Origin of the sequence: Kosakonia quasisacchari (assembly GCF_004331415.1) — a bacterium.
Classification (GTDB): Bacteria; Pseudomonadota; Gammaproteobacteria; order Enterobacterales; family Enterobacteriaceae; genus Kosakonia; species Kosakonia quasisacchari.
Map to the genome: position 1 here is coordinate 165,868 of NZ_SJOP01000001.1, position 24,166 is coordinate 190,033.

General features: G+C 57.6%; 18 protein-coding genes. 6 read left to right on the forward strand and 12 right to left on the reverse strand.

Features of this window, described 5'->3' with window-relative positions; all coding sequences use genetic code 11:
- Positions 1-4 precede the first annotated feature (4 nt).
- Genes E0L21_RS00820 through E0L21_RS00830 form a run of 3 tightly spaced genes read right to left on the reverse strand, consistent with a single transcriptional unit; the run spans position 5 to position 3,227 of the window.
- The gene (locus tag E0L21_RS00820; protein WP_131406179.1) at positions 5-1,423 is read right to left on the reverse strand and encodes an L-fucose/L-arabinose isomerase family protein; all 1,419 of its coding nucleotides are present in this window, start codon (positions 1,421-1,423) and stop codon (positions 5-7) included.
- A gap of 33 nt (positions 1,424-1,456) precedes the next feature.
- Positions 1,457-2,404: a transketolase family protein gene (locus E0L21_RS00825; RefSeq protein ID WP_131406180.1), complete on the reverse strand. Its 948-nt coding sequence runs from the start codon at positions 2,402-2,404 to the stop codon at positions 1,457-1,459.
- Positions 2,397-3,227, reverse strand: coding sequence for a transketolase (locus E0L21_RS00830; RefSeq protein WP_131406181.1), 831 nt, complete (start codon positions 3,225-3,227; stop codon positions 2,397-2,399). The genes E0L21_RS00825 and E0L21_RS00830 overlap by 8 nt, the downstream gene beginning before the upstream one ends.
- Positions 3,228-3,543: 316 nt before the next feature.
- Here E0L21_RS00830 and E0L21_RS00835 point away from each other — a divergent pair, with 316 nt between their 5' ends.
- Positions 3,544-4,506: a sugar-binding transcriptional regulator gene (locus E0L21_RS00835; protein ID WP_131406182.1), complete on the forward strand. Its 963-nt coding sequence runs from the start codon at positions 3,544-3,546 to the stop codon at positions 4,504-4,506.
- A gap of 221 nt (positions 4,507-4,727) precedes the next feature.
- Positions 4,728-6,410 carry a methyl-accepting chemotaxis protein gene (locus tag E0L21_RS00840; RefSeq protein WP_131406183.1) on the forward strand — a complete coding sequence of 561 codons (1,683 nt, stop codon included), beginning with the start codon at positions 4,728-4,730 and terminating at the stop codon, positions 6,408-6,410.
- A gap of 69 nt (positions 6,411-6,479) precedes the next feature.
- On the opposite strand, the gene E0L21_RS00845 is transcribed toward E0L21_RS00840, so the two are convergent.
- The 5 genes from E0L21_RS00845 to E0L21_RS00865 form a co-directional block, all read right to left on the reverse strand.
- Complete coding sequence (locus tag E0L21_RS00845; RefSeq protein ID WP_131406184.1) at positions 6,480-7,568, reverse strand: ABC transporter permease; 1,089 nt, start codon at positions 7,566-7,568, stop codon at positions 6,480-6,482.
- Between the two features lies 1 nt (position 7,569).
- Entirely contained in the window at positions 7,570-9,096 is a 1,527-nt protein-coding gene (locus tag E0L21_RS00850; protein WP_170312040.1) for a sugar ABC transporter ATP-binding protein, read from the reverse strand.
- Entirely contained in the window at positions 9,096-9,704 is a 609-nt protein-coding gene (locus E0L21_RS00855) for a DUF2291 family protein (protein ID WP_131406185.1), read from the reverse strand. Before E0L21_RS00855 ends, E0L21_RS00850 begins: the two co-directional genes overlap by 1 nt.
- Positions 9,705-9,716: 12 nt before the next feature.
- Positions 9,717-10,658, reverse strand: a complete 942-nt coding sequence (locus tag E0L21_RS00860; RefSeq protein WP_131406186.1) for a D-ribose ABC transporter substrate-binding protein — start codon at positions 10,656-10,658, stop codon at positions 9,717-9,719.
- Positions 10,659-10,912: 254 nt separating this feature from the next.
- Positions 10,913-13,186 carry a TonB-dependent siderophore receptor gene (locus tag E0L21_RS00865; RefSeq protein ID WP_131406187.1) on the reverse strand — a complete coding sequence of 758 codons (2,274 nt, stop codon included), beginning with the start codon at positions 13,184-13,186 and terminating at the stop codon, positions 10,913-10,915.
- 254 nt (positions 13,187-13,440) lie between these two features.
- On the opposite strand from E0L21_RS00865, the gene fes reads away from it, so the two are divergent.
- The 3 genes from fes to entF are packed head-to-tail and all read left to right on the forward strand — an operon-like array spanning position 13,441 to position 18,782.
- Complete coding sequence (gene fes, locus E0L21_RS00875; RefSeq protein WP_131406188.1) at positions 13,441-14,652, forward strand: enterochelin esterase; 1,212 nt, start codon at positions 13,441-13,443, stop codon at positions 14,650-14,652.
- A 28-nt stretch (positions 14,653-14,680) separates the two neighbouring features.
- Positions 14,681-14,884, forward strand: coding sequence for an MbtH family protein (locus E0L21_RS00880; protein ID WP_131406189.1), 204 nt, complete (start codon positions 14,681-14,683; stop codon positions 14,882-14,884).
- Between the two features lie 10 nt (positions 14,885-14,894).
- Positions 14,895-18,782, forward strand: coding sequence for an enterobactin non-ribosomal peptide synthetase EntF (entF, locus tag E0L21_RS00885; protein ID WP_131406190.1), 3,888 nt, complete (start codon positions 14,895-14,897; stop codon positions 18,780-18,782).
- 138 nt (positions 18,783-18,920) lie between these two features.
- On the opposite strand, the gene fepC is transcribed toward entF, so the two are convergent.
- The 3 genes from fepC to fepD are packed head-to-tail and all read right to left on the reverse strand — an operon-like array spanning position 18,921 to position 21,711.
- Positions 18,921-19,721, reverse strand: coding sequence for an iron-enterobactin ABC transporter ATP-binding protein (fepC, locus tag E0L21_RS00890; protein WP_131406191.1), 801 nt, complete (start codon positions 19,719-19,721; stop codon positions 18,921-18,923).
- On the reverse strand, positions 19,718-20,707 hold the full coding sequence (gene fepG, locus E0L21_RS00895) for an iron-enterobactin ABC transporter permease (RefSeq protein WP_131406402.1): 990 nt from the start codon (positions 20,705-20,707) through the stop codon (positions 19,718-19,720). The genes fepC and fepG overlap by 4 nt, the downstream gene beginning before the upstream one ends.
- Entirely contained in the window at positions 20,707-21,711 is a 1,005-nt protein-coding gene (gene fepD, locus E0L21_RS00900) for a Fe(3+)-siderophore ABC transporter permease (protein WP_131406192.1), read from the reverse strand. Before fepD ends, fepG begins: the two co-directional genes overlap by 1 nt.
- A 112-nt stretch (positions 21,712-21,823) precedes the next feature.
- Here fepD and entS point away from each other — a divergent pair, with 112 nt between their 5' ends.
- Entirely contained in the window at positions 21,824-23,065 is a 1,242-nt protein-coding gene (gene entS, locus E0L21_RS00905) for an enterobactin transporter EntS (RefSeq protein WP_131406193.1), read from the forward strand.
- On the opposite strand, the gene fepB is transcribed toward entS, so the two are convergent.
- Positions 23,066-23,986: a Fe2+-enterobactin ABC transporter substrate-binding protein gene (gene fepB, locus E0L21_RS00910; RefSeq protein WP_407928645.1), complete on the reverse strand. Its 921-nt coding sequence runs from the start codon at positions 23,984-23,986 to the stop codon at positions 23,066-23,068.
- Between the last annotated feature and the right edge of the window lie 180 nt (positions 23,987-24,166).

Genomic DNA, 24,166 nt, shown 5'->3' on the forward strand with positions numbered 1-24,166 from the left:
GCGGTTACTGGTGCAGGTAAGTCTCAACGCCAAGGTAGCGGGTAAAGGCTTCATGCAGGACTTCCGCGCTGGCGGCGTGGTTCATCGCCACATGGTGTTCAAAACCGTTTCGACAGATCCAGGCGAGCAGGTGCTCCAGCTTCGGCACCTGGATAACTGCGCGACAACCCACGGTATCCAGCGGATCGTCCACCGACTGGCCTTCGCCGACATAGGCTTTGATCTCGCCGCTCAAATCGTCGGTGCTCAAACGGAAATAGGTCAGCGCACCCGCTTTCAGGCGGCCATGTACCGCGCCGCAGGTATTCTCTTTCCCGACGGTGGTGCCGATGATGTCGGCGGTGCCCATATGCGGCGATTCGAGGCTGGCAGAGGCGAAGTTACCGCAGTGAAACAGCACGCATTTGTCGCGATCGTCGCCGAAATTATTATTCCAGTCGGCAATGGATGCTGGGTTCATATTGGCGCTTGCCAGCGCGAACATGGAGAGCGCGCCCATCACATCCACCTCGCAGGCGGACGGCATTAACTGGCCGGACATCACGCTCATGATCGAGCAGACGTTAATGCCAAGGTTTTCCTGCAACGACGTCCAGCACTGGATGGCAGTGGTATCAATATCGTTGGCAATCACCCATTCGCTTATCACCACAAACAGCTTCGCCATGGTCACCAGTTTATCAGCAGGAATGGCGCTGGCGTCGGCGTTATCCAGTAGCAGGCGGCGTTTTTCGTCAACGCGGATATCATCGTCACGCAGGGTTTTGATGCGGGTAAAGACTTCGGAAAGATCGAGGGTTTCCACTGCGATGCCCAAACGTTCGAGCAATTTTTCGCTGTAGCGCACGGTGTTAAACCCGGCAGGACGCGCGCCGATAGCGCCGACGCGTACGCCACGCATGCTGCTGACCACGCGGCAAATCTGCTCAAAACGTTTGAGATCGCGGGCGAATACCTCACCACTGAGCGCACAGACATGTTGGGTGGTGAGCGTAAAAGGAATGCCGTACTGGCGCAGGTTATTGCACAGGGATATTTTGCCGCAGAAGCTGTCGCGGCGCGTCGCCAGCCCCATTTTATCCAGATTATCCTCTTCGGCCTGCACCAGCACCGGCACGTTTAGCCCGGAAAGGCGCAGGGTTTCCGCCACTGCTTTTTCATCACCAAAGTTGGGCAAAAGCACGACAACACCGTGGATCTCATCGCGGTGAGCGCGGAACAGATCGGCGCAAATCTTCGCGTCCTGGCGCGTTTCCACACCGCCTAGCTCGGTTTGCGTCTCGTTGAGCATAATGGTGTTGATGCCAAGGCGGTCAAACAGGGCAATGGCCTGCTCGCGCGCTTCCGCCACAAGGTAGCTTGGGAAAAAACCACGGTTGCCAATGATCACCGCCATGGTCAGTTTTTGTGGGATTCGGGACATTGTTCTCTCTCCAGTAAGATGTTCTTTTTATTGTTATTGTCGGGCTGCCAGCAGCTCGCGGGCATTGTTGACCACGCCAGCCGCGTCGATTTGATGGCGGGCGCGGGTCGCGGCACGGTCGGCGGCGATGGCGTACTGCCCATCCTGAATGCCGAGCCGACGCAGCGGCAGCGCACAGCCCGCTTCTGCCAGCACTTCTGCCACCAGGCTACCAACGCCGCCATTGACGTTGTGCTCTTCCACGCTGATTACGGCGCGGTGATTTTTCAGCGCCGCCAGTAGCTGCGATATATTGCATGGGCGAATAGACGGTACACTGATAACACTGGCGTCAATACCTTGTGCTGCCAGTTGTGTGGCAGCTTCGACAATTTCATGCACCGTCGATCCCATTGCCACCAGCGCGATATCTCTGCCCTGACGCAGCACATCAATATTGCCCGGCGCGAAGCGGTAGTCTGCATCGTGCAGCTCCGGCAGTGCTTTGCCATCGAGGCGGATATAGACTGGGCCGACATGGGCGAGGGCGTAATCAATAATTTGCCGACACTCCAGCGGGCAGGAAGGGGCGTAAATTTCGATATTGCCGAAGCCGCGCAGTACCGAGATATCGTCAATGCTGTGGTGCGTGCTCGCCAGCGGCCCGTAGCTTGCGCCCGCATTAAGGCCGAACAGTTTGACGTTGGTGTTGTTGTAGCAGATGTCGACTTTGATCTGCTCATTGGCACGGGAAATCAGAAACGGCGCAGCGTTACAGGTGACGGCGATTTTGCCACCCAGCGCCAGACCCGCAGCAGCGCCGACCAGCGTCTGCTCGGCGATACCAACATTCACCACGCGGCCGGGAAATTTCTTCATAAACGGCGAGATTTTGGCGGTGGAAGTGGAATCCGCCACCACCGGCACCAGATCCACACCGCTATCAACGGCATCGATAAAGGCATTCACCATCACTGTCGCCAGGTGTTCGCTATTACTCATCTTTCAGTTCCTCCAGCGCCAGTTCAACCTCTTCACCTTTCGGCACGCGGTGGTGCCACTCCGGGCGTCCCTGAATAAAGGAAACCCCTGCGCCTTTGGTGGTGTGTGCAATCACCACCTGCGGTTTGCCCGCCGGTTGCAGCCCTTCCAGCGTGGCGACCACATCTGCCATATCGTTACCGTGACACTCGGTAACCTGCATGCCAAAGGCGCGCCATTTCGCATCCAGCGGATCGGTATTGAGGATCTCTTTGGTTGGTCCTGCCAGTTGCAGGCTGTTTTTATCGTTAATAATGATCAGGTTATCTAACTGGTAATGGGCGGCGACCAGCGCGGCTTCCCAGTTGCTGCCTTCGGCTAGTTCACCGTCACCGGTGACGACAAAAACGCGGCGCGTGCTGTTGCTGCGTTTCGCCGCCAGCGCGATGCCAACCGCGACGGGTAAACCGTGGCCGAGTGCACCGGTGTTCAGTTCAATGCCCGGAGTTTTGTGTTTCACCGGATGGCCTGGCAAGTGGGAATCTGCATGTTGGTAAGTCGCCAGCCAGTCGACGGGGATAAACCCGGCTTCCGCCAGCACGCAGTAATAACCGCCCACCGCGTGGCCTTTCGACTGAATGTAGATGTCGCGCTCGTCGCTCTCTTTGGTTTGCGGCGAACAGTTCAGGATGCGGAAATAGAGTGCGGTCAGCAGCTCAACTTGCGATAAATCAGCGCCGGTGTGCCCGCCTGCCGGGCTTTCGGCGTTCAGCATGATGATACGGCGGCGCACCGCGCGTGCTTTCTTTTCGAGCTCATCGACAGAGAGCGAAAACGGATTCATAAGACACCTCTTGAATGTATAGTCTTTCATGAATAAATATTCAATCAGGGTAAAAAAGTGCAACCCATCGGCGTTCACCCACTGTTCTGGCAAGGTTTTACGCTGGATTTAGTGTTGCTTAGAATATATATTCACTACTGATTTATTATTCATGATTAAAGATATGCCTTGTGCCGGGGTTTGTCTACGCTCTGTACAGGCAATTTTGGAAGAAAGGAGAAAAGGATCACATTTGGATCGTCGGCCAGGGTAAACGCTGGCTTGTTATCTATTCAACGATGCATAAAAATACCAGTAACAGATTAAGGGGATGCGCATGTCGAAGCAGGATGAACAGCGGCTACTGGTGAAGATCGCCACGCTTTATTACAACGAAAACAAAAAACAGTCTGAAATTGCCACTTTGCTCCACCTCTCGCAATCTTTTGTCTCGCGGGCATTAACGCGTTGCCAGAAAGAGGGGCTGGTCAAAATTACCGTTGTGCAGCCAACCAATATTTTCGTCGCGCTGGAAAAAGCCATTGAGCAGCAGTATGGCATTCGCCAGGCGGTGGTGGTGGATATCGGCGAAAATGCCGGTAACGCGCAGATTAAGCACGCCATTGGCAGCGCGGCCGCGCACTATGTCGAAACGCGTTTGCGCCCGGAAGACCTGGTCGGCATCTCGTCCTGGAGCAGCACCATTCGCTGCATGGTGGATGAGTTGCACCCGCAGAGTATTCGCGCCGCAGGCGTGATTCAGTTGCTGGGCGGTGTGGGGCCGAACGGTAACGTCCAGGCGACCATTTTAACGCAGCAACTGGCGGCGCATTTGGGCTGCCCGTCGTGGCTGTTGCCATCGCAAAGTATTGAACACTCGGTTGAAGAGCGCGCGCGTCTGGTCAACAGCCCGGATGTCGCTGCGGTAGTGGCGAAATTCGCCGAAGTGGATGTGGCGATTGTCGGTATCGGCGAGCTGGAACCGTCCCAGTTGCTGAAAAACTCCGGTAACTACTACAACGAAGATATGCTCCAACTGCTGGCGGAACGCGGCGCGGTGGGCGATATCTGCCTGCATTATTATGACGCGGCGGGCAAACCGGTACTCAGCCAGGATGAAGATCCGGTGATTGGTATGGAGCTTGATCAGATCCGCGCCTGTCCGCATGTGATTGCGCTGGCGGGCGGGGTGGAAAAACGCAACGCCATTCGCGGTGCGTTACAGGGCAATTATATCGATGTGCTGATCACCGATTACCCCACCGCCCGCAGCCTGGTGAAAGACATTCCGGCGGAATGAATTAACCCCCTCACGTTAACATCTGCCGCGCTGACAAGTGTTCAGTTGCGGCAGAAAAGTTAAGCACTAGTACAATATTTGTTATCACCATTTCAATACAAAGGTTATTGCCTTACTTCTTTTTATTCTTAATTAACCCCGACACTTAGCCGATGGAGTTGTAGACAGCGGTAGTACCGCTGCCTGAATACTTTATTTCACAACTATTTACCGGGGTTTTTATGCACTTTATTCGAAATTTAAAAATCAAGGTCGCGATGCTGGCGATTTTGGTGATCTTTACTCTGCTCTGGGGCGGCGTATCGTTTTTTTCACTGCATGCGCTAAGCGGCTTAACGGAGGAAGTTGAGCTTACCAACGTGCAGCAGGTTAACGGCGACATCATTAACAACGCCAGCGATCGCTATTACCAGGTCAAATTGCTGATGGATCGCGCACTGGTTTTCCAGGCCAACAACGATACGCAAAACTACCAACAAACCCTCGAACGTATCGGCAAAGATATCGATTTTCTACAAAGTGGTCTTAATCAATTCAAAGTCACCGACCATGCAAACATCAGCACCAACTCGACAGACAATATCTATAACAGCTCGCTGACGCTATTTAACCAAGCGATTACGCCGATGTTCGCGGCAGTCAAAGCCAATAACGTCGAGAGTTACAACCAACTGTCGAAGGCGCAATTTAGCCCGCTGCGCAGCGGTTTTTCGCAGGCGATCGTGGCATATAACCAGGAAATTCATGACCTGAAATCTGCCGCTAACACGCGTATTGCCAACTGGGTTTCCCTGACGCGCACCATCATTATTGTTGCCATGATTATTGGCCTGGCGATGCTGGTGATGTCGGAGCGTTACCTGGCGCTGTGCCTGGCACGCCCGCTGGAATGGGTGAAACAGCACTTGCAGGTGCTGTCGGTCGGTAAGCTGGATAAGCCGACAAAAAATCTCGGTAACAACGAAGTGGGGCAGTTGATCCCCTACCTTGAAACCATGCAGAACAACTGGGTGCAAACCGTCACGCAGATCCGCAACAGCGCCGGAGAAATTTACCAGGGGGCGAGCGAAATTGCGTCCGGTAACACCGATCTCTCCTCACGCACGGAAGAGCAGGCCGCCGCGCTGACGCAAACCGCCGCCAGCATGGAAGAGCTGAGCGCGGTGGTCAAACAGAACGCCGACAATGCCAGCGAAGCAAGCTCGCTTGCAAAAACGGCGTCAGCCGCGGTGAATAAAGGCGAAGAGCGCGTGCAGGCGGTGATTGCCAGCATGAAAAACATCACCAGCAGTTCGCAGAAAATCACCGACATCATTAACGTTATCGACAGTATCGCCTTCCAGACCAATATCCTGGCGCTCAACGCGGCCGTAGAAGCGGCGCGTGCCGGTGAGCAAGGCCGTGGTTTCGCGGTCGTCGCCAGCGAAGTGCGCAACCTGGCGCAGCGCAGCGCCGGTGCAGCAAAAGAGATCAAAACGCTGATCGATGAGTCGGTAACGAACGTCAACAACGGTTTCGACCAGGTGACGCTGACCGGCGAATCGATGGATAACATCCTGCGTTCAGTCACCAGCGTGACGGATATTATGGGCGAGATCGCTTCGGCTTCTATTGAGCAGAGCAAAGGGATTGGTCAGGTTGGCACGGCGATTTCACAGATGGACAGCGTCACGCAACAGAACGCCGCGCTGGTGGAAGAGTCTTCCGCCACCTCCGGTTCGCTGGAGCAGCAGGCCTTCCAGTTAACCGAGATTGTTTCGGTGTTTAAACTACCGGGCGATGCCGCTCAGCCGGGTAATGCCAGCAAACCGACAGCAAATGCGCCAAAGGCAGGGAGCGCGTTGCGCCGTCCGGCACTGGCAGGTGCCAGCAAAGCGCCGGAAAACGACTGGGAAGCGTTCTGATAAAAAAAGGCCCGGATGCACAATCCGGGCGACACAAAAGACCCGGCAAATTCGCCGGGTAAGCTGGTTCTATTTCCCTTCCATCACCGCTTTTTGCGCTACGACCGCCGCTTTCTGCTGCATACGGTTTTGCATCTGATCGATGATCACCGCCACGATGATCACAATGCCTTTAATCACCATCTGCCAGAACTCACTGACACCCATCATCACCAACCCGTCGGCGAGAAAGCCAATTACGAAAGCGCCAATCAGCGTGCCAAGCACCGTACCGCGGCCACCGGCTAGCGAGGTTCCGCCCAGCACCACGGCGGCAATGGCATTCATTTCAAACGCTGTACCGTTCGCCGGATGGCTGGCCAGCAGTTGCGCGGAGACAATGATCCCCGCCAGCGCGGCGCACAGGCCGGAAATGGTGTAGACCCAGATTTTCACCTGTTTCACCCGCACGCCGGAAAGCTCGGCGGCGCGTTCGTTATCGCCAATGGCGTAAACATGGCGGCCAAACGGCAGACGGCGGGCGATATAGGCAATCACCGCTGCCAGCACAATCATCAGCCAGATGGCCCACGGAATACCCAGCAGCGTGCCTGCGCCAATCTCATCGAAACCGGTGTTGCCAAGCAGCGGATTGCCGGAAAGACCGGGGAACGTCTGCCCGTCGGACGTCAGCATTGCCGCGCCGCGCAGCACATACATGGTGCCAAGCGTGCAGATAAACGGCGCGACATTATACCGGGTGATGATCCAGCCATTCACCGCGCCGATTAGCCCGCCAATCAACAGCACCAGCGGCACAATCACCCAAACGCTGGGGAAAATGGCGATGCCCAACATCGGCAACACAATGCCTTTGGTGATCATCCAGCCGGCAATCATGCCGCACAGCCCGAGCGTTGCGCCAATCGACAAGTCGATGCCGGCGGTAATAATGACAAACGTGATGCCGAGCGCCAGAAAAGCGTTGATGGCAATATGTTTAATCATAATCAGCAGGCTACCGGTGGAGAGAAAACCCGGCACGGTGGCGGTAAAGAAGCCGACAATCAGGAACAGCGCGATAAAGGTACGCAACTTCAGCAGCAACAGAAGAATACTTTCACGCGATAGCGACGCGCCTGCGCGCGGCGTCATCGCCACAGATTGTGTTGTTTTCATATCAGAACCCCTGAGCACTGGCTGTTACCAGCGCCGATTCCTCGGCACGGTCGCGTGCAATATCGGCGGTCAGTTTGCCGCCGGACATCACCATAATGCGGTCAGACACCGCCATGATTTCTTTCAGATCGGACGTGGAAAAAACGACCGCAATGCCTTGTTCGGAAAGCTGCACCATCATGCGGAACACATCCGCTTTTGCGCCAACATCAATGCCGCGCGTTGGCTCATCAAGGAACAGCACTTTCGGATTGGTCAGCAGCGAACGGCCAATCACCACTTTCTGCTGGTTGCCGCCGCTCAGTGCCTGAATTTCCACCTCCGGCGAGGAGACTTTGATCGACAAATTGCCAATGGTGGCGGCGACGACTTCCGCTTCCTGTTTGCTGGCAATGGTCAAACCGCGCTGCAACCGCCGCCACAAGCTGGCGATCGTCAGGTTGGTCGCCACCGACGAGATCGGGAAAATGCCGGTGCGTTTGCGATCTTCGGGGACAAGGCTCATCCCCATGCGAATACGCTCAGCGGGCGTTAACCGTTGCGGCACAGGTTTGCTGTCGAGCCACAATTTGCCGAGGTAATTGCGCTCCGTACCGAGCATGCAGCCGAACAACTCAGTGCGCCCGGCGCCCATCAAACCGTAAATACCGACAATCTCCCCGGCATGCACTTTGAAGCTGACATCGTTTACCGTCGCCACGCCGCTGGCGTTGACGCAGGTGATATGTTCCGCTTCTAGCACCGGTGCGCCAAAGGTGCGCCCCGGCGAGAGAAAGGTGCTCACCGGATCGCTGCCGAGCATTTCGCGTACAATCCACGGCACGTCGATATCAGACACTTTCGCTTCGGCCTGGAATTTGCCATCGCGCAGGATAGTAATGACATCGCCAATCGCCATCAGCTCTTCCAGCCGGTGCGAAATATAGATAATCGACACGCCCTGGCGGGTGAGTTCGCGAATAACGCGAAACAGGATTTCCACTTCGGTTTTACTCAGCGCCGAAGTCGGTTCGTCGAGGATCAAAATATCTGCGTCCTCCGCCAGCGCTTTGGCAATCTCCACCAGTTGTTGCTGGCCGACTTTTAAGTTGCCAACCAGCTCGCGCGGCGAGATGGGCTGATCGAGGCGTTTGAGCAGCTCGGCGGTGCGCTTTTCCTGCTCGGCTTCGTTAATTGGCGTTACCCCTTTTTGCAGCTCGCGGCCTAAAAAGATGTTCTCAGCGACATTGAGGTTTTCGAACAGATTCAGCTCCTGGTGAACCATGCCAATCCCGTGCGCGGCGGCGGCGCGGGTATCGGCGAGGTGGACTTTTTCGCCGTTCAGTTCGATATCGCCCAGGCTCGGTTGCTGCACCCCGGCGAGGATTTTCATCAGCGTCGATTTCCCGGCACCGTTTTCACCGATAATCACATTCACTTTGCCGCGCCAGACGTTGTAGTCCACGCTGTCCAGCGCCACGGTGCCAGGAAACAGCATCGAGACGCCTTTGGTGCGCAGAATGATTTCATCCCCAGGTGCGTCACTCATTATTGTGCCTCCTGTTTCAGCTCCAGGGCGACGGCGTCCTCTGCTTTGCCACCGTTTAGCGTCACCGCCATCAGCACGGTGACCGGTTTTCCGGCCCAGCTGGCGTCGATTTTCGGCAGATGTTTTACCGCTTCGCGGTTGTAAGCGCGGGAGAGCTGCGCAAACTGCACCTGGTTGGTGAAGTCCTCAAATTTAAACCCGGTTGCGTCACGAATCGCATTGCCGCGCACCACCGGACCGGTCTGAATCTCCAGCAACTGTCCGTTTACGCTCACCACCAGTTGTTGCTCCCGTTCGTTGCGGGAATCGATCCGCTCGACCTGGCTTGTTAGTCGGACAAAAACGCTTTGCGGTGGGGTAGCAGGGGTTTTCATCTGCGCGACGAGTGCGGTGCTGTCCAGCGCATGTTGGTGGGCGGCATCAATCACGCGCGCCTGCCAGGTTTGTTGCGCGATCTGCTGTGGCGTCTGGTTGTCGAAGCTGGCTTTCGCGTTCGGGTCGGCAGGCAGCATCGGCTTACCGTTTTCATCCAGATCCACCACGGTGCAGGCCGTGAGCAACAGGGCGGCGCACCCTGTTAGTAACGCGCCCCATTGTGTTAACGACATATCGCCTCCGCGCTACTTGCTGAGGTTGAACATTTTCAGTTTGCTGGCATTGCCGTCATCGATCAGCACGCAATCCATCAGCTGTTTTTCATCCTTTTGCGCTTTGCCGGTTTGCAGGAAGTGATCCGCCTGTTCCACGGCCATCTGCGCCTGTTGCCAGCCCGGTTGCAGCACCGTGGCTTTGATATTGCCTTTGTTGATGATCGAGTCGCGCACGTAATCGCTCCCGTCAAAGCCGACCACGATAACGTTGGTTTTCCCGGCGGCTTTCAGCGCGGCTTCCGCGCCGAGTGCCATGGTGTCGTTACCGGAGATCACGCCAACAATGTCCGGGTTGGTTTGCAAAATGGCCTCCATACGCGTGAAGGCTTCGGTCTGGCTCCAGTTGGCGGTCTGCTGTGCCACCATCTTCATGTCCGGGTAGTCGTCCAGTACATCGTGGTAGCCCTGCGAGCGCACGCTGGCGTTGGTGTCGGACTGGCGGCCAAGTAACTCCACGTATTTGCCTTTGCCGTTAAGCAACTTGGCGAATTTCTCTGCGCCGAGCTGTGCGCCCTGGTAGTTGTTGGAGACGATCTGCGCTACGGCGATGCCGGTTTTGTTAATTTCCCGGTCTATCAGAAAAGCCGGTACGCCTGCGGCCTTGGCTTTTTCCAGCGGGCCAACGGTGGCGTCTGCGCCGGCGTTATCCAAAATGATCACTTTCGCTTTACGGGCAATCGCCGTTTCAATCAGCTGGTTTTGTTTGTTCACGTCATCGTCATGTGAAGCGACAAGCGTGGTGTAGCCCAATTCTTTGGCTTTAGCGGCTGCGCCATCGGCTTCTGCTTTAAAGAATGGGTTATCGTGTGAAGGAGTAATAATCGCGATCAGGCCTTTATCTGCGGCGAAAAGCGAGCCGGAAGCGGCGATCATCGAAGCCAGTACAGCAGATTTCAGTAGGGTTTTGTTCATCTTTTTCTCCACATTGAATATATATTCAATAATGATTTATTATTCAATGTAACGATAATTCGGCGACGGCGAACTGTCTACGCTTTGCGCAGCTAATTTCTTAAAAGGAGAAAAGGATCACGATCCGCGCACTAAATGGACTGTCGACATCTGCGCTTCTGCCGGTTATTCCGCGAGGGGAAAAGGGATGTGGAAGAACCCTCTCCCCGTCAGGAAGAGGGGGATCTTCCGTCGTAGGAGAGGGTTGGTCGTACTTAGAAGCGGGTATTCACGCCCATATACCAGGTGCGGCCTGACTCGTTATACGTTGCAGCACCTGCGCCGTACATCCAGTTTGCGCCGCCGCCGGTTGACTGAGCGTTACCTTCACGCCAGTGACGTTTGTCAAACACGTTGCTGACACCGCCCGTCAGGCTGACGTTTTTGGTCACGTCCCAGGTGCCGCTCAGGCCAACGATGCTGTACGGGCTCACTTCGTTGGTGGCGGAACCGGTCACGCGGTTACCTTTGTAGTCATATTTTTTCGGCTGCTGTTTACCGTACCAGGTAAAGGTGGATTGCAGCGAAACATCCTGGGTGACCTGCCAGCTCAGCGTGGAGTTCCAGGTGTATTCAGGAATGATCGACAGACGTTCGCCGGTGGTTTTGTTTTTGCTTTGCAGCATGTAGGTGACATTGTTGGTCCAGTTTACTGTCTCGCTTACCGGCACATTCAACGCACCTTCCAGACCTTCCACCACGGCTTTAGGCACGTTATCCCACTGGTAGATATAGGTATTCAGGTTTGAGCTGCCGCTCTTAATGGAGGTTTGCCCAACAGGCGAGTAGCCAGATTCAATCTTGTTGCGGTAGTCGTTACGGAACCAGGTAACCCCTGCCAGCCAGCCGTCGTGTTTGAACTCCAGACCAATCTCTTTGTTGATGCTGGTTTCCGCTTTCAGGTCATCATTACCTTGCAGATAACAACCGATATCTCTGCCGTTCGCATCCACGGTAACCGCGTAGCAACCCTGGCCACGGCTGTAGAGAATGTAGTTCGGGTTGGTCTGGTACAGGCTCGGTGCTTTGTAAGCGCGGGCGATCCCCATTTTCAGCGTGAAGTCGTCGCCTAAGCCCTGAGACAAGTTCAGTGACGGGCTCCAGTTATTCCCGACGATTGTGTGGTGGTCAAAGCGCAGTGCCGGGGTGAGCATGGTGCTGTCGGTCAGCTCAATGTTGTCTTCGGCAAACACCGAGAAGATATCCGCATCGGAATAAGGGCTACGGCCGGTGCTGCTGTAACCCGGAATATTGCCGCCCATAAAGGTCTGCGTATTCGAGGTGGAATCTTTCATGCTCTGGTGATCCCACTCAGCGCCGAGCGTCAGGTTCTGCTTGAACAGCAACTCAAACGGCATGCTCGCTTCGCTGTGCAGCAGCAGATCGCTGTAGTCAATGTCGGAGAATTTTTGCGCGTTAAACAGGCCTTCCGTGCCGCCCGCCAGACCTTCAGGAATGCGCGAGTTACGGGTGTGTTCATAACGCACCCAGTTATTGGTGGTGACGCCATTATCCCAACCGCCGGTCCAGGTCGCTGAGTAGTTCTGGCGATAAAGACGGTTGGTCTCTTTGCCATAGTTATCATTGACATAGTTATTGGTGGTGCTGTCGTTGTTGGTGTTCTGCGTATCGCCCGCGTAGAGGTTGCCCTGGCGGCTGTAACCGGCCTGGAACTCCAGCGCCTGCATCGGGGCAAAATCCCAGCGCACGACGCCGGTAATGTCTTTGTTGATCGAACCTTCACGCCCGGCGACAACAGTGTTGGCGTAGGTGCCGGTGCGTTCGGACTGGTGATCTTTGTTGATGTCCTGCGCGTCGGCCTGAGTTTTGGCAAGGTTGCCGTACAGGCGGAAGCTAACATCGCCGCCGAGCGGGCCGCTCAGGCTGAAGTTGGTGCGCTTGGTTGAACCTTCATCTTTGTGTTCCGGCGCGTTGAAATAGGTGTTCCACGAACCGTGCCATTCGTCAGTATTATCTTTTTTGGTGATGATATTCACCACACCGCCCGCTGCGCCGTTACCGTAACGCGCCGCCGCCGGGCCGCGAATCACTTCAATGCGCTCGATCATTTCCGGTGGCACCCAGTTGGTATCACCACGGCTGTCGCGCTCGCCGCGCCAGCCAAGGCGCACTGAGTTGCGGCTGGTGACCGGTTTGCCATCCACCAGAATCAGGGTGTTTTCCGGGCCCATACCGCGAATGTCGATCTGGCGGTTGTTCCCGCGCTGACCGCTGGTGGCGTTACCGGTTAAGTTCACGCCCGGCATGGTACGGATAATTTCAGAGACATCACGGGAAGGCGGGTTCTTACGAATTTCGTCAGCCGTGATAGTTGAAACGCCCGGCGCCTGCAAATTTTGCTGCTCAGCCGTGACGACAATCGTCTCTTCGCTGGAAGCAGCGCGGGTTTCTGCCGCGAACGCTGGCACAGCAACACCGTAGATCCCCAGATTGACCATAATGGCCAGGGTTTTGATTTTGTTATTCATTTTTTACCTGCATTTCGTCGCCGCATCCCCGGCAAGTCCTTTCCCAGGGGGAGAGGAGGCGGCATGATGAAGCCAACACGTAGCGAGGCGCTCAGTCCTGAGAAAATTCGCCCACGGCGGCCATTTTTAAGTGAAAGACGCGCTTCCCACAGCGCGTCAATACGCTATTGCAAATGAAAATAGTTATCAATAATATTATCGATATATTTTGATCTGCAAGCAAAAATTTCCACAGCATATTTGAGGTTAAAGCCGTGACGTCAACAACGGGAAGTGATGCCTGGTGGGAGTCAAAACAGGGACCCGAATGGGTCAAACACGCGCAGGGGAATTATGAGGTCACATTCTGGTGGCGCGATCCTGCCGGAACAGAAGCGACTTCGCGCGTGCGCCGGGTGTGGATCTACATTACCGGCGTGACCGATCACCATCAAAAATCGACGCCGCAATCGCTGACGCGCATTGCCGGAACCGATGTCTGGTGCTGGAAAACCACGCTTGCCGCTAGCTGGCGCGGCAGTTACTGCTTCATCCCTTCGCAAAACAGCGACGATTTCGCCGCTGAAGTCTTTACAACTACGCCGCCGGGCAGAGCTGCACTGCGCGAAGGCTGGCGCAAATTACTGGCGCATGCGATTGCCGACCCGCTCAATCCACAAAACTGGCGCGGCGGGCGCGGCCATCCTGTTTCGGCGCTGGAAATGCCCGATGCGCCGTTGCAGCCGGGTTGGCGCGAAACGGATACACCGTTCAACGCCCCGCAGCGCCTGCAATGGCACAGCGCGCGCCTGAACAACACGCGCCGCGTCTGGGTTTATACCACCGGCAAAAGCAATAGCTGTGAACGCCCGCTGGCGATCCTGCTCGACGGGCAATTTTGGGCGCAAAGCATGCCGGTATGGCCCGCGCTGGCGGCATTGACCAACGCCGGGCAACTGCCGGACGCGGTTTACGTGCTTATCGACGTGATTGATAACACCCACCGCAGCCAGGAGCTGCCGTGCAATGCCGATTTCTGGCTCGCCGTGCAAGAAGAGTTATTGCCACAGGTACGCGCCATTGCGCCGTTCAGCGACAACGCGGATCGCACGGTGGTGGCCGGGCAGAGTTTTGGTGGCCTGTCGTCGCTTTATGCCGCACTTCACTGGCCACAGCGTTTTGGCTGCGTGTTGAGCCAGTCCGGCTCATTCTGGTGGCCACATCGCGGCGGTGAGGGTGACGGCATCATTATCGAAAAACTTAAAAACGGTGAGTTGAATCCGCAGGGCCTGCGCATTGTGCTGGAGGCCGGGGTGCGCGAACCGCTAATTTTTCGCGCCAACGAGGCGCTTTTTCCCCTGTTACAACGTACACAGCAGCCGGTTTTCTGGCGCCAGGTTGACGGCGGACACGATGCGCTTTGCTGGCGCGGCGGGCTGACCTCCGGGCTTATCACCCTCTGGCAGCCGCTTACCCGCGCCCGTTAATCGCGCCTTTCTACGACAGGAGTTTGCTATGGAATTCACCAACCCCTTCGATAACCCGCAAGGGCAATTTTATATTCTGCAAAATACCCAGCGGCAGTTCAGCCTGTGGCCCGCGCAGTGCGCGCTTCCCGCTGGCTGGAACGTGTTGTGCGAGCCGCAACCGCAGGACGACTATAACGCCTGGCTGGCGGCAAACTGGCAAACCTTAACCCCGGCGCATTATGCGCAATGAGGAGCGGAAAATGACCCAACGTTTACCGCTGGTCGCCGCACAGCCGGGGATCTGGATGGCGGAAAAACTCTCAACCCTGCCCAACGCCTGGAGCGTGGCGCACTATGTTGAACTGAAAGGCGATATTGACGCCGCGCTGCTGGCGCAGGCGATTGTCAGCGGTTTGTCGCAGGCCGATACGCTGCGTATGCGCTTTGAGGAAGAGAACGGCGAAGTGTGGCAGTGGGTCGACGAGGCACATGTTTTTGCCCTGTCGGAGGTCGTCGATCTGCGTGACAACCGCTCCCCACGCGCTGCCGCGTTGCAGGCGATGCAGGCTGACCTGGCGCAAAACTTGCGCGTGGAGAGTGGCAAGCCGCTGGTTTGCCACCTGTTGTTACGCGTGGGAGAACAACATTGGTACTGGTATCAGCGTTATCACCATTTACTGGTTGATGGTTTCAGTTTCCCGGCTATTACCCGCCAGATTGCCGCCATTTACAGCGCGTGGCGGCGCAGTGAAGCAACACCGGCATCGCCGTTTACCCCATTTGCCGAGGTGGTAGAAGAGTATCAGCGCTACCGCGAAAGCGACGCCTGGCCGCGTGACCGCGCCTTCTGGGCACAACAGCGTAGCGCATTGCCTTCTCCGGTCTCCCTTTCCGACACGCCGTTGCCGGGTCGCGCGGCAACGACCGACATTTTACGCCTCAACGCGGCGATGGATACTGACGCATTCCGCCGCGTAACGCAGGCTTTTAGTCACCATGCGCCCGCCGATCTGGCGCTGGCGCTGGCGGCACTGTGGCTTGGCCGGCTGTGCGGGCGCACCGAGTATGCCGCCGGGTTTATCTTTATGCGCCGCATGGGTTCGGCGGCATTAACTGCCTCCGGGCCGGTGCTGAACGTGTTGCCGCTGGGTATTCATCTGGATGGCACACAAACGCTCTCCGGGCTGGCGACGACGCTTGCAGGCAGCCTGAAAGCGATGCGTCGTCACCAGCGTTATGATGCCGAACAAATTGTGCGCGACGCCGGGTGTGCGGCAGGTGACGAACCGCTGTTCGGCCCGGTGTTTAACGTCAAAATGTTTGATTATCTGCTGGATGTTGACGGCATTAAAGGCACCACGCACACGCTGACGACCGGGCCGGTCAACGATCTGGAAATCGCTCTGTTCCCGCACGAAGAGGGCGGGCTGTCGCTGGAAGTGTTGGCGAACCGAAGCCGTTATGATCAATCCACCTTAACCACGCACGTCGAGCGCCTGGCGCATCTGCTCAAGCAGTTTGCTGAAAACCCGCAGTTGCGCTGTGGCGATGCTGAGCTGCTGTTATCACCAGAAGCACAGCGGCTGGCAGAAATTAATGATACCGGCATGATGTTGCCGACCACCACCTTAAGCGCACTGGTTGCCGCGCAGGCAGAAAAAACGCCGGACGCGCCCGCACTGGCGGATGTGCAGTGGCAATTTAGCTACCGCGAAATGCGCGAGCAGGTTGTGGCACTGGCGCAACAGCTCCGCCAGCTTGGCGTACAGCCTGGCGACAGCGTCGCGGTCGCGTTGCCGCGCTCGGTGTTCCTGACGCTGGCGCTGCACGGCATTGTCGAAGCGGGCGCCGCCTGGCTGCCGCTGGACACCGGTTACCCGGATGAGCGGCTGAAAATGATGCTGGAAGATGCCAAACCGCGTCTGATCATTACTGCGCAGAACCAACTGGCGCGCTTTAGCGATATGCCGGGTCTTCGCCATTTCTGCTATGAAGCCCCGCTGGAAACGCACGGCAGTGAAGCACTCAATCTGGCGCGCCCGGAGCATACCGCGTACATCATTTTCACCTCTGGTTCTACCGGGCGGCCAAAAGGGGTGATGGTCGGGCAAACCGCCATCGTCAACCGCCTGCTGTGGATGCAAGAGAGCTACCCGCTCACCGCGCAAGATGTAGTGGCGCAGAAAACGCCGTGCAGCTTTGACGTGTCGGTGTGGGAGTTCTGGTGGCCATTTATCGCGGGCGCAAGGCTGGTGATGGCAGAACCGGACGCACACCGCGATCCGCACGCATTGCAGGAGTTCTTTACCCATTACGGCGTGACCACCACGCACTTTGTGCCGTCGATGTTGGCCGCGTTTGTCGCCTCGCTCACGCCGGAAAGCGCGCAGCGCAGTTGCCACACGCTAAAACAGGTGTTCTGTAGTGGTGAAGCGCTGCCTGCCAATCTGTGTCGCGAATGGCAGCAACTGACCGGCGCGCCGCTGCATAATTTATACGGCCCGACGGAAGCGGCTGTCGACGTAAGCTGGTATCCGGCGTATGGCGAGGCGCTGGCGGGTGTGCGCGGCAACAGTGTGCCGATTGGTTTCCCGGTATGGAACACCGGGCTGCGTATTCTTGACGCGATGATGCGCCCGGTGCCGCCGGGTGTGGCGGGCGATCTCTATCTCACCGGTATTCAACTGGCGCAGGGTTATTTTGGTCGCCCGGATCTCACCGCCAGCCGCTTTATCGCCGATCCGTTTGCCGCCGGTGAGCGCATGTATCGCACCGGCGATGTCGCGCGTTGGCTGGAAAACGGCGCGGTCGAATACCTCGGGCGCAGCGACGACCAGTTGAAAATTCGCGGCCAGCGCATCGAGTTAGGTGAAATTGACCGTGCCATGCTGGCGTTACCGGATGTGGCTCAAGCGGTGGCGCATGCGTGTGTCCTTAATCAGGCTGCTGCCAGCGGCGGCGATGCGCGCCAGTTAGTTGGTTATGTGGTTTCTGCCTCCGGGCAGACGCTGGATGCGGCGACGCTGCTGGCGCAATTGCGTGAGCAACTGCCGCCGCATATGGTGCCGGTGTTGCTGGTGCAACTGGACGTGCTGCCACTGAGCGCCAACGGTAAGCTCGACAGAAAAGCGCTGCCGCTGCCGGAACTGGCGGTGCAGCAGGGCGGTCGTCCGCTCAATGCGGGTTTGGAAACGATAGTGGCACAGGCATTTGCCGGTTTGCTCGGGTGTGAAGTGAACGACGCACAGGCGGATTTCTTCGCGCTCGGCGGGCATTCGTTGCTGGCAATGCGACTGGCGGCGCAACTGAGCCGCGAGTGCGAACGGCAGGTTACACCCGGGCAGATCATGGTGGCTTCCACGGTAGAAAAACTCGCCTCGATGCTCGAACAAACGCTTTCGGCGGAGCAGGCCGGGCGGCTTGGGCTGGAAACCCTGCTGCCCTTGCGTGCGAGTGACGGACCAACGCTGTTTTGCTTCCATCCGGCGTCCGGTTTCGCCTGGCAGTTTAGCGTGCTGGCACGTTATCTCGCCCCGCGCTGGTCGATCACCGGCATTCAGTCGCCGCGACCGGATGGCCCGTTGCAACAGGCTGCGACGTTAGACGAGGCCTGCGAACAACACCTGGCGACGCTGCTTGCGCAGCAACCGCACGGGCCGTATTACCTGTTGGGATATTCGCTCGGCGGAACGCTGGCGCAAGGCATTGCCGCGCGTCTGCGGCAGCGGGGCGAGGCCGTGGCATTCCTTGGGCTGCTCGATACCTGGCCGCCGGAAACGCAAAACTGGGCAGAGAAAGAGGCTAACGGGCTGGATCCGGCGGTGCTGGCAGAGATCGAACGTGAGCGGCAGGCGTTTCTTGCCGCGCAGCAGGGGCAAGCCTCCGGTGAGTTGTTCTCGGTTATTGAGGGCAATTATGCCGATGCGGTTCGCTTGCTGACCACCGCCCACAGTCTGCCGTTTGACGGTAAAGCCACGCTGTTTGTTGCCGGGCGCACGTTACCCGCAGGCACCGATCCGCACACCGCCTGGGCACCGTGGGTTCGCGAACTGGAGTTTTACCGTCAGGATTGCGCTCACGTGGAGATTATCTCGCCGCAGGCGTTTGAGCGCATTGGACCGGTGCTAAGGGAAGTATTGGGGGAATAGGTGTCTCAGCGTTTATAAGGGGCGTGCGCGCCCCTTTATCCTGTTTTGCGCGGGGAACTGCTGAAGCCAGAAAATAGCGGGTGAACGGAACAAACCTCACCACAATAAATATCGGGTAAACACCACTCCGCAATACATTTATCTGCCGCTACGCCCGAGCGGCACCACCAGCGGGGTATGGGCGATGGGATCGTCGATGATCATGCAGCGCATGCCATACACCGCTTCAATCAGATCTGCGGTCACAATCTCTTTTGGCGCGCCCTGCGCCACGATTTTACCGTCGCGCAGCGCAATCAGATGCGTGGCGTAGCGGCAAGCCTGATTCAAATCATGCAGCACTGCCGCCAGCGTATAGCCCTGTTCGCGGTTTAACTCACTTAACAGTTCCAGCAAGTCGATCTGATAGCTGATATCCAGCCATGTTGTCGGCTCATCAAGCAGCATGATCGCCGTCTCTTGCGCCAGCACCATGGCAATCCATGCCCGCTGGCGTTGCCCGCCGGAGAGCGTATCGACGCTCTGGGTGGCAAGGCTTTCCACCCCGGTTGCTCGCATCGCCCGTTGTACCGCGTCGTTATCCTCTTTGCGCCAGCGGGTAAACAGCGGCTGGTGTGGATAACGCCCGCGCGCGACCAACTCCTGCACGGTGATATCGCCGGGCGTGGTGGCATTTTGCGCCAGTAACCCAATGCGGCGCGCCACCTCTTTGCTGGCATAGCGCTGGATCTGCTCGCCATCAAGATAAACATGTCCGTGCGTGGGCATCATCAGGCGGCTTAGCGTGCGCAGCAACGTGGATTTTCCGCAGCCGTTAGGGCCGATAATGGCGGTGAAATGGCCGTCGGGAATCGCTACGCTTAGGCGTTCGGCAACCACTTTTTTGCCATAGCCAAGGGTGAGCGCTTCGCCGCGCAAACGGGTAAATGAATCAGTCATTTCTTGCGAGACTCCTGAATTAACAAGGCGATAAGGTAAATACCGCCGAGGCTGACGGTCACCACGCCGACCGGCAACTGGTAAGGCGTAAAACCTCGCTGGGCAATCATATCCGCCAGCAGCAACAACACCGCGCCGCACAGCGCGGACTGGGTTAACCCCCAGCGTGCGGTAGCACTGACCCGGCGGGCAATATGTGGCGCGACCAGCGCGATAAACGAAATCGGCCCCGCCAACGCCGTTGCCGCGGCGGTGAGTGCGACGGCCACCAGCATCAGCATCAGACGTGAACGCTCAACGCTAACGCCAAGCGCGCAGGCGCTGTCATCGCCCATTTCCAGCAGCCGCATCCGGCGTGCCAGCAGCGCGGCAAAAAGAAACATCACCAGCATGATCGGTGCGGAAGGGACGGTTTTCACCCAAGTGAGGCCATTGAGTGACCCGGCGTTCCACAGCCCGGCGGAGAGCGCCGTTTCCAGCGAGGCATGCAATAGCAGCCAGGTATTAAATGCCACCAGCATCGCGCGCACGCCAATACCGACAATGATCAAGCGGAACGTCTCAATACCGTTGCGCCAGGCCAGCAGCCAGACCACCAGCGAGGTCAGCAGACCGCCCGCCATCGCCGCCAGCGCGATAGCGGCCAGATGCTGACCAAACAGCACCATCGCCACCAGCACGCCGCTCCACGCGCCGGTGTTAAAGCCCATCACATCCGGGCTGCCGAGCGGATTGCGCATCAGCGACTGGAAAATCGCGCCACTCACGCCAAGCGCTGCGCCTACCAGCAGCGCCATCAGCACGCGCGGCAAGCGCCACTCCATTACGACCAGTTGCATTGCGCGCGGCGCGTCGCCGGTGAGCGCGTCAATGACCTGCGAAAACGCCAGCGTCACCGCGCCGCTGCGTAGACTCCAGGTGGCTAAAAGCAACGCGGTGATAACCATGAACAAGCAACTGCCGAGCAGACGGCGGGAAGGAGCCATCATAAGCCGCCTCCGCGCGCGCGGCGCACCAGCACAATCAATACCGGCGCACCGATAAAGGCACTGACCACGGAAACCCGCAGTTCACCGGGAACCAGCAGACGGCCAATGATATCGGCAAACAACAGCAGGGTAGGGGTGGCAATCAACGTGACCGGCAGCGACCAGCGGTGATCCGCGCCCACCAGCCAGCGTGCCATGTGCGGCATCATCAGGCCGATAAAAGCAATCGCGCCGACAACCGCTGTTGCGCTGCCGCACAGCACCGTAATCACCACTAAACCGAGCAACTGCGTACGCGCCACGCGGCTGCCGAGTGCTGTAGCGGTGTCGCTGCCGAGGCTCAGGCTGTTAAGCGCGCGGCTCAGCATCAACGCCATGCCCGCAGCCAGCAACACCGGGATCAGGACAATCTTTAGCGTTTGCAGGGTGCGGATATCCAGCGAACCCGCCTGCCAGAAGCGTAACTGGTCATAAACGTCGGCGTTGAGCAACGAAATGCCGCTGGATAACCCTTCCAGCACCGCCGCCAGCGCCACGCCCGCAAGCGTCAGGCGAACCGGGCTGAGCTGCCCGCCGCCCTGGCTGCCGGTAAAGGCGACCAGCAGTGACGCTGCCAGCGCGCCGCAAAACGCCAACAACAGTTGCTCAACAGGCGTGACTGCGCCCAGCAGCGCTGCGCCGAGCACAATGGCGAAACTGGCACCAGCGTTAACGCCGAGCAAGCCCGGATCGGCCAGTGGATTTCGCGTGAGTGTTTGCATTAACGCACCGGCAATACCTAGCGCACCGCCCGCGAGTAAACCTGCCAGCGTACGCGGCAAGCGGGCATCTTTGATGATGGTGCAGTCCGCGCTCTGGCAGGCACCACTCAGTGCGTCTATGACGACCGCGGCGGGCATCGGTTTTGCGCCAACAAACAGGCTGAGTGCAACGGCGACAATAAGCAATATCAATAACCCGGCGAGGGCAACGGGGCGTGCCGGGAAAGCAGAACACGACATAAAACGTCCCAAATTTGATAATGATAGTAATTATCGTTATCGATCTTGTTTTGATATGTTACCATGCGCAGCCTGCGAATGGACATAGAAAGTGTGTATTTAAGGCATTGGAATGAAGCAACAATCCTGGCTGTTGAACCTGAGTCTGCTGCGTACGCATCCGGCTTTTCGCGCGGTATTTCTGGCGCGTTTTATCTCGATTCTCTCGCTGGGTTTATTGGGCGTGGCGGTGCCGGTGCAAATCCAGGCGATGACCCACTCCAGTTGGCAAGTTGGTCTGGCTGTCACGCTGACCGGCAGCGCCATGTTCGTCGGCTTGATGTTTGGCGGGGTTTTGGCGGATCGTTTTGAACGCAAGAAACTGATTCTGCTGGCGCGTTCCACCTGCGGCGTCGGTTTTATCGGCCTGTATCTGAATGCGTTATTGCCGGAGCCTTCGCTGCTGGCGATTTATCTGCTCGGTTTGTGGGATGGCTTTTTCGGCGCGCTGGGCGTGACGGCGCTGTTGGCCGCGACACCGGCGTTGGTCGGGCGTGAAAACCTGATGCATGCCGGCGCGATCACCATGCTGACGGTGCGGCTGGGCTCCGTTATTTCGCCAATGTGCGGCGGTTTGCTGCTGGCGACCGGCGGCGTGGCGTGGAACTACGGGCTGGCGGCGGCGGGCACGTTTATCACCCTGTTGCCGTTACTGAGCCTGCCTGCATTACCGCCACCGCCACAACCGCGCGAGCACCCGCTGAAATCGCTCCTTACCGCCCTGCAATTTTTACTGCATAACCCGTTGATTGGCGGTATCGCGCTGCTTGGCGGGCTGTTAACGATGGCAAGCGCGGTACGCGTGCTCTACCCGGCACTGGCGATAAGCTGGAATATGTCGGCGGCAGAAATTGGCTTGCTGTATGCCGCGCTGCCGCTCGGCGCGGCCATTGGCGCATTAACCAGCGGCAAGCTGGCGCACAGCGAGCGCCCTGGCGTGATTATGCTGGTCGCGTCCGTTGGCGCGTTTATCGCCATCGGTTTATTCAGCCTGATGCCCGTTTGGGCGCTGGGCGTGCTGTTTCTGGCGCTGTGTGGCTGGCTAACGGCAGTGAGTTCACTGCTGCAATACACGCTGCTGCAAACGCAAACCCCGGAAGCGATGCTCGGGCGAATGAATGGTTTATGGACGGCACAAAACGTTACCGGTGATGCCATTGGTGCCGCGCTACTTGGCACGATGGCATCAATGATGACACCGGTTTCGTCGGCGAGCATCAGCGGTTTTGTACTGGCGATAGTGGGCGTGTTGCTGGTGGTGTTACTCGGCGAACTGCGGCGTTTTCGTCAGGTGCAGCCCGCCGCCGACGCCTGATTAACCAAACAGAGCCGACAAACGTTGTAACACGCGGGTAGCGCTGTAGTAATCAAGGCGGAATGTTTCCGCGCCCAGCGCGTACACGCGGTGGTTTTGTACCGCAGGCAGGTGCGCCAGTAACGGGTTCTGGCTGAGCGCATCCGCATCTTGCTGGTCACTGGCAAACAGGAACAGCGCTTCGCCATTCAGCCCGGCAGCCAGGTTTTCACCCCCCAACTGGACGATGTCATGACGTTTACCCTGGCTCTGGCTGGTGTGCAGATTCGCCGGTAACGGCGCGAGGGAGAAGCCCAGTTGCTGCATCAATTTTCCCTGCGCGGACTCTTCGGTCCACAAATTGGCACCGTGCGCCGCCGGGGTATAAACCAGTGCGGAGATCGGCTGCGGCGGCAATTTCATACGCACTTTCACGTCAGCAAGCTGTTGATTGAACTGGCTAATACGCGCCGCCGCCTCTTTCTCGTGACCGGTGATTTCGCCAAGCTGCGTTAACAGCGCCTGCCAGCTTTTGTCGTCGTAGTTGATGACAAACGTCGGGGCAATGGTGGAGAGCTGATCGTACAGCGCCAGGGCCGAGTCGCCGCCGGTGGCGCTGATCAGGATTAAATCCGGCATCTGTGCGGCAACGGCCTCTGCGTTGGGTTCACCGATATAAAGACGTGCGACATTGCGCTGTTTGGCAATGCCTCCCCACTGGCGCAAAAAGCCCTGTTCGTCGGCGAAACGGTTATTCGGCGTGGTCGCGCCGCTGGCGATAACCGGCGCGTCAATCGCCAGCAGCGAACCGGTGAGCGTTACGCTGGTAGAAACAATGCGCAGCGGTTTGCTGGCAAGCGAGTGTGTTCCGTGGCTGTCGGTTATCTGGCGAGGCCAGTCGGCGGCGATGGCTGAGGTTAGTCCTAAAACAAAAATACTCAAAAACGCTAAGGGTTTACGGCTCCAGAAAGAGAATTTCACAACACGTATCCTGTTTTTGTTGAGGTTAATGCTTCTCATTTTCATCGGTGAATGAAGCAGATGCAAGCATTAGCGCTGCGGGCGAAGAATCTGCTGTTGACAGAGTAGGGTATAACTTTTTATCTTACCGACACAAAACAC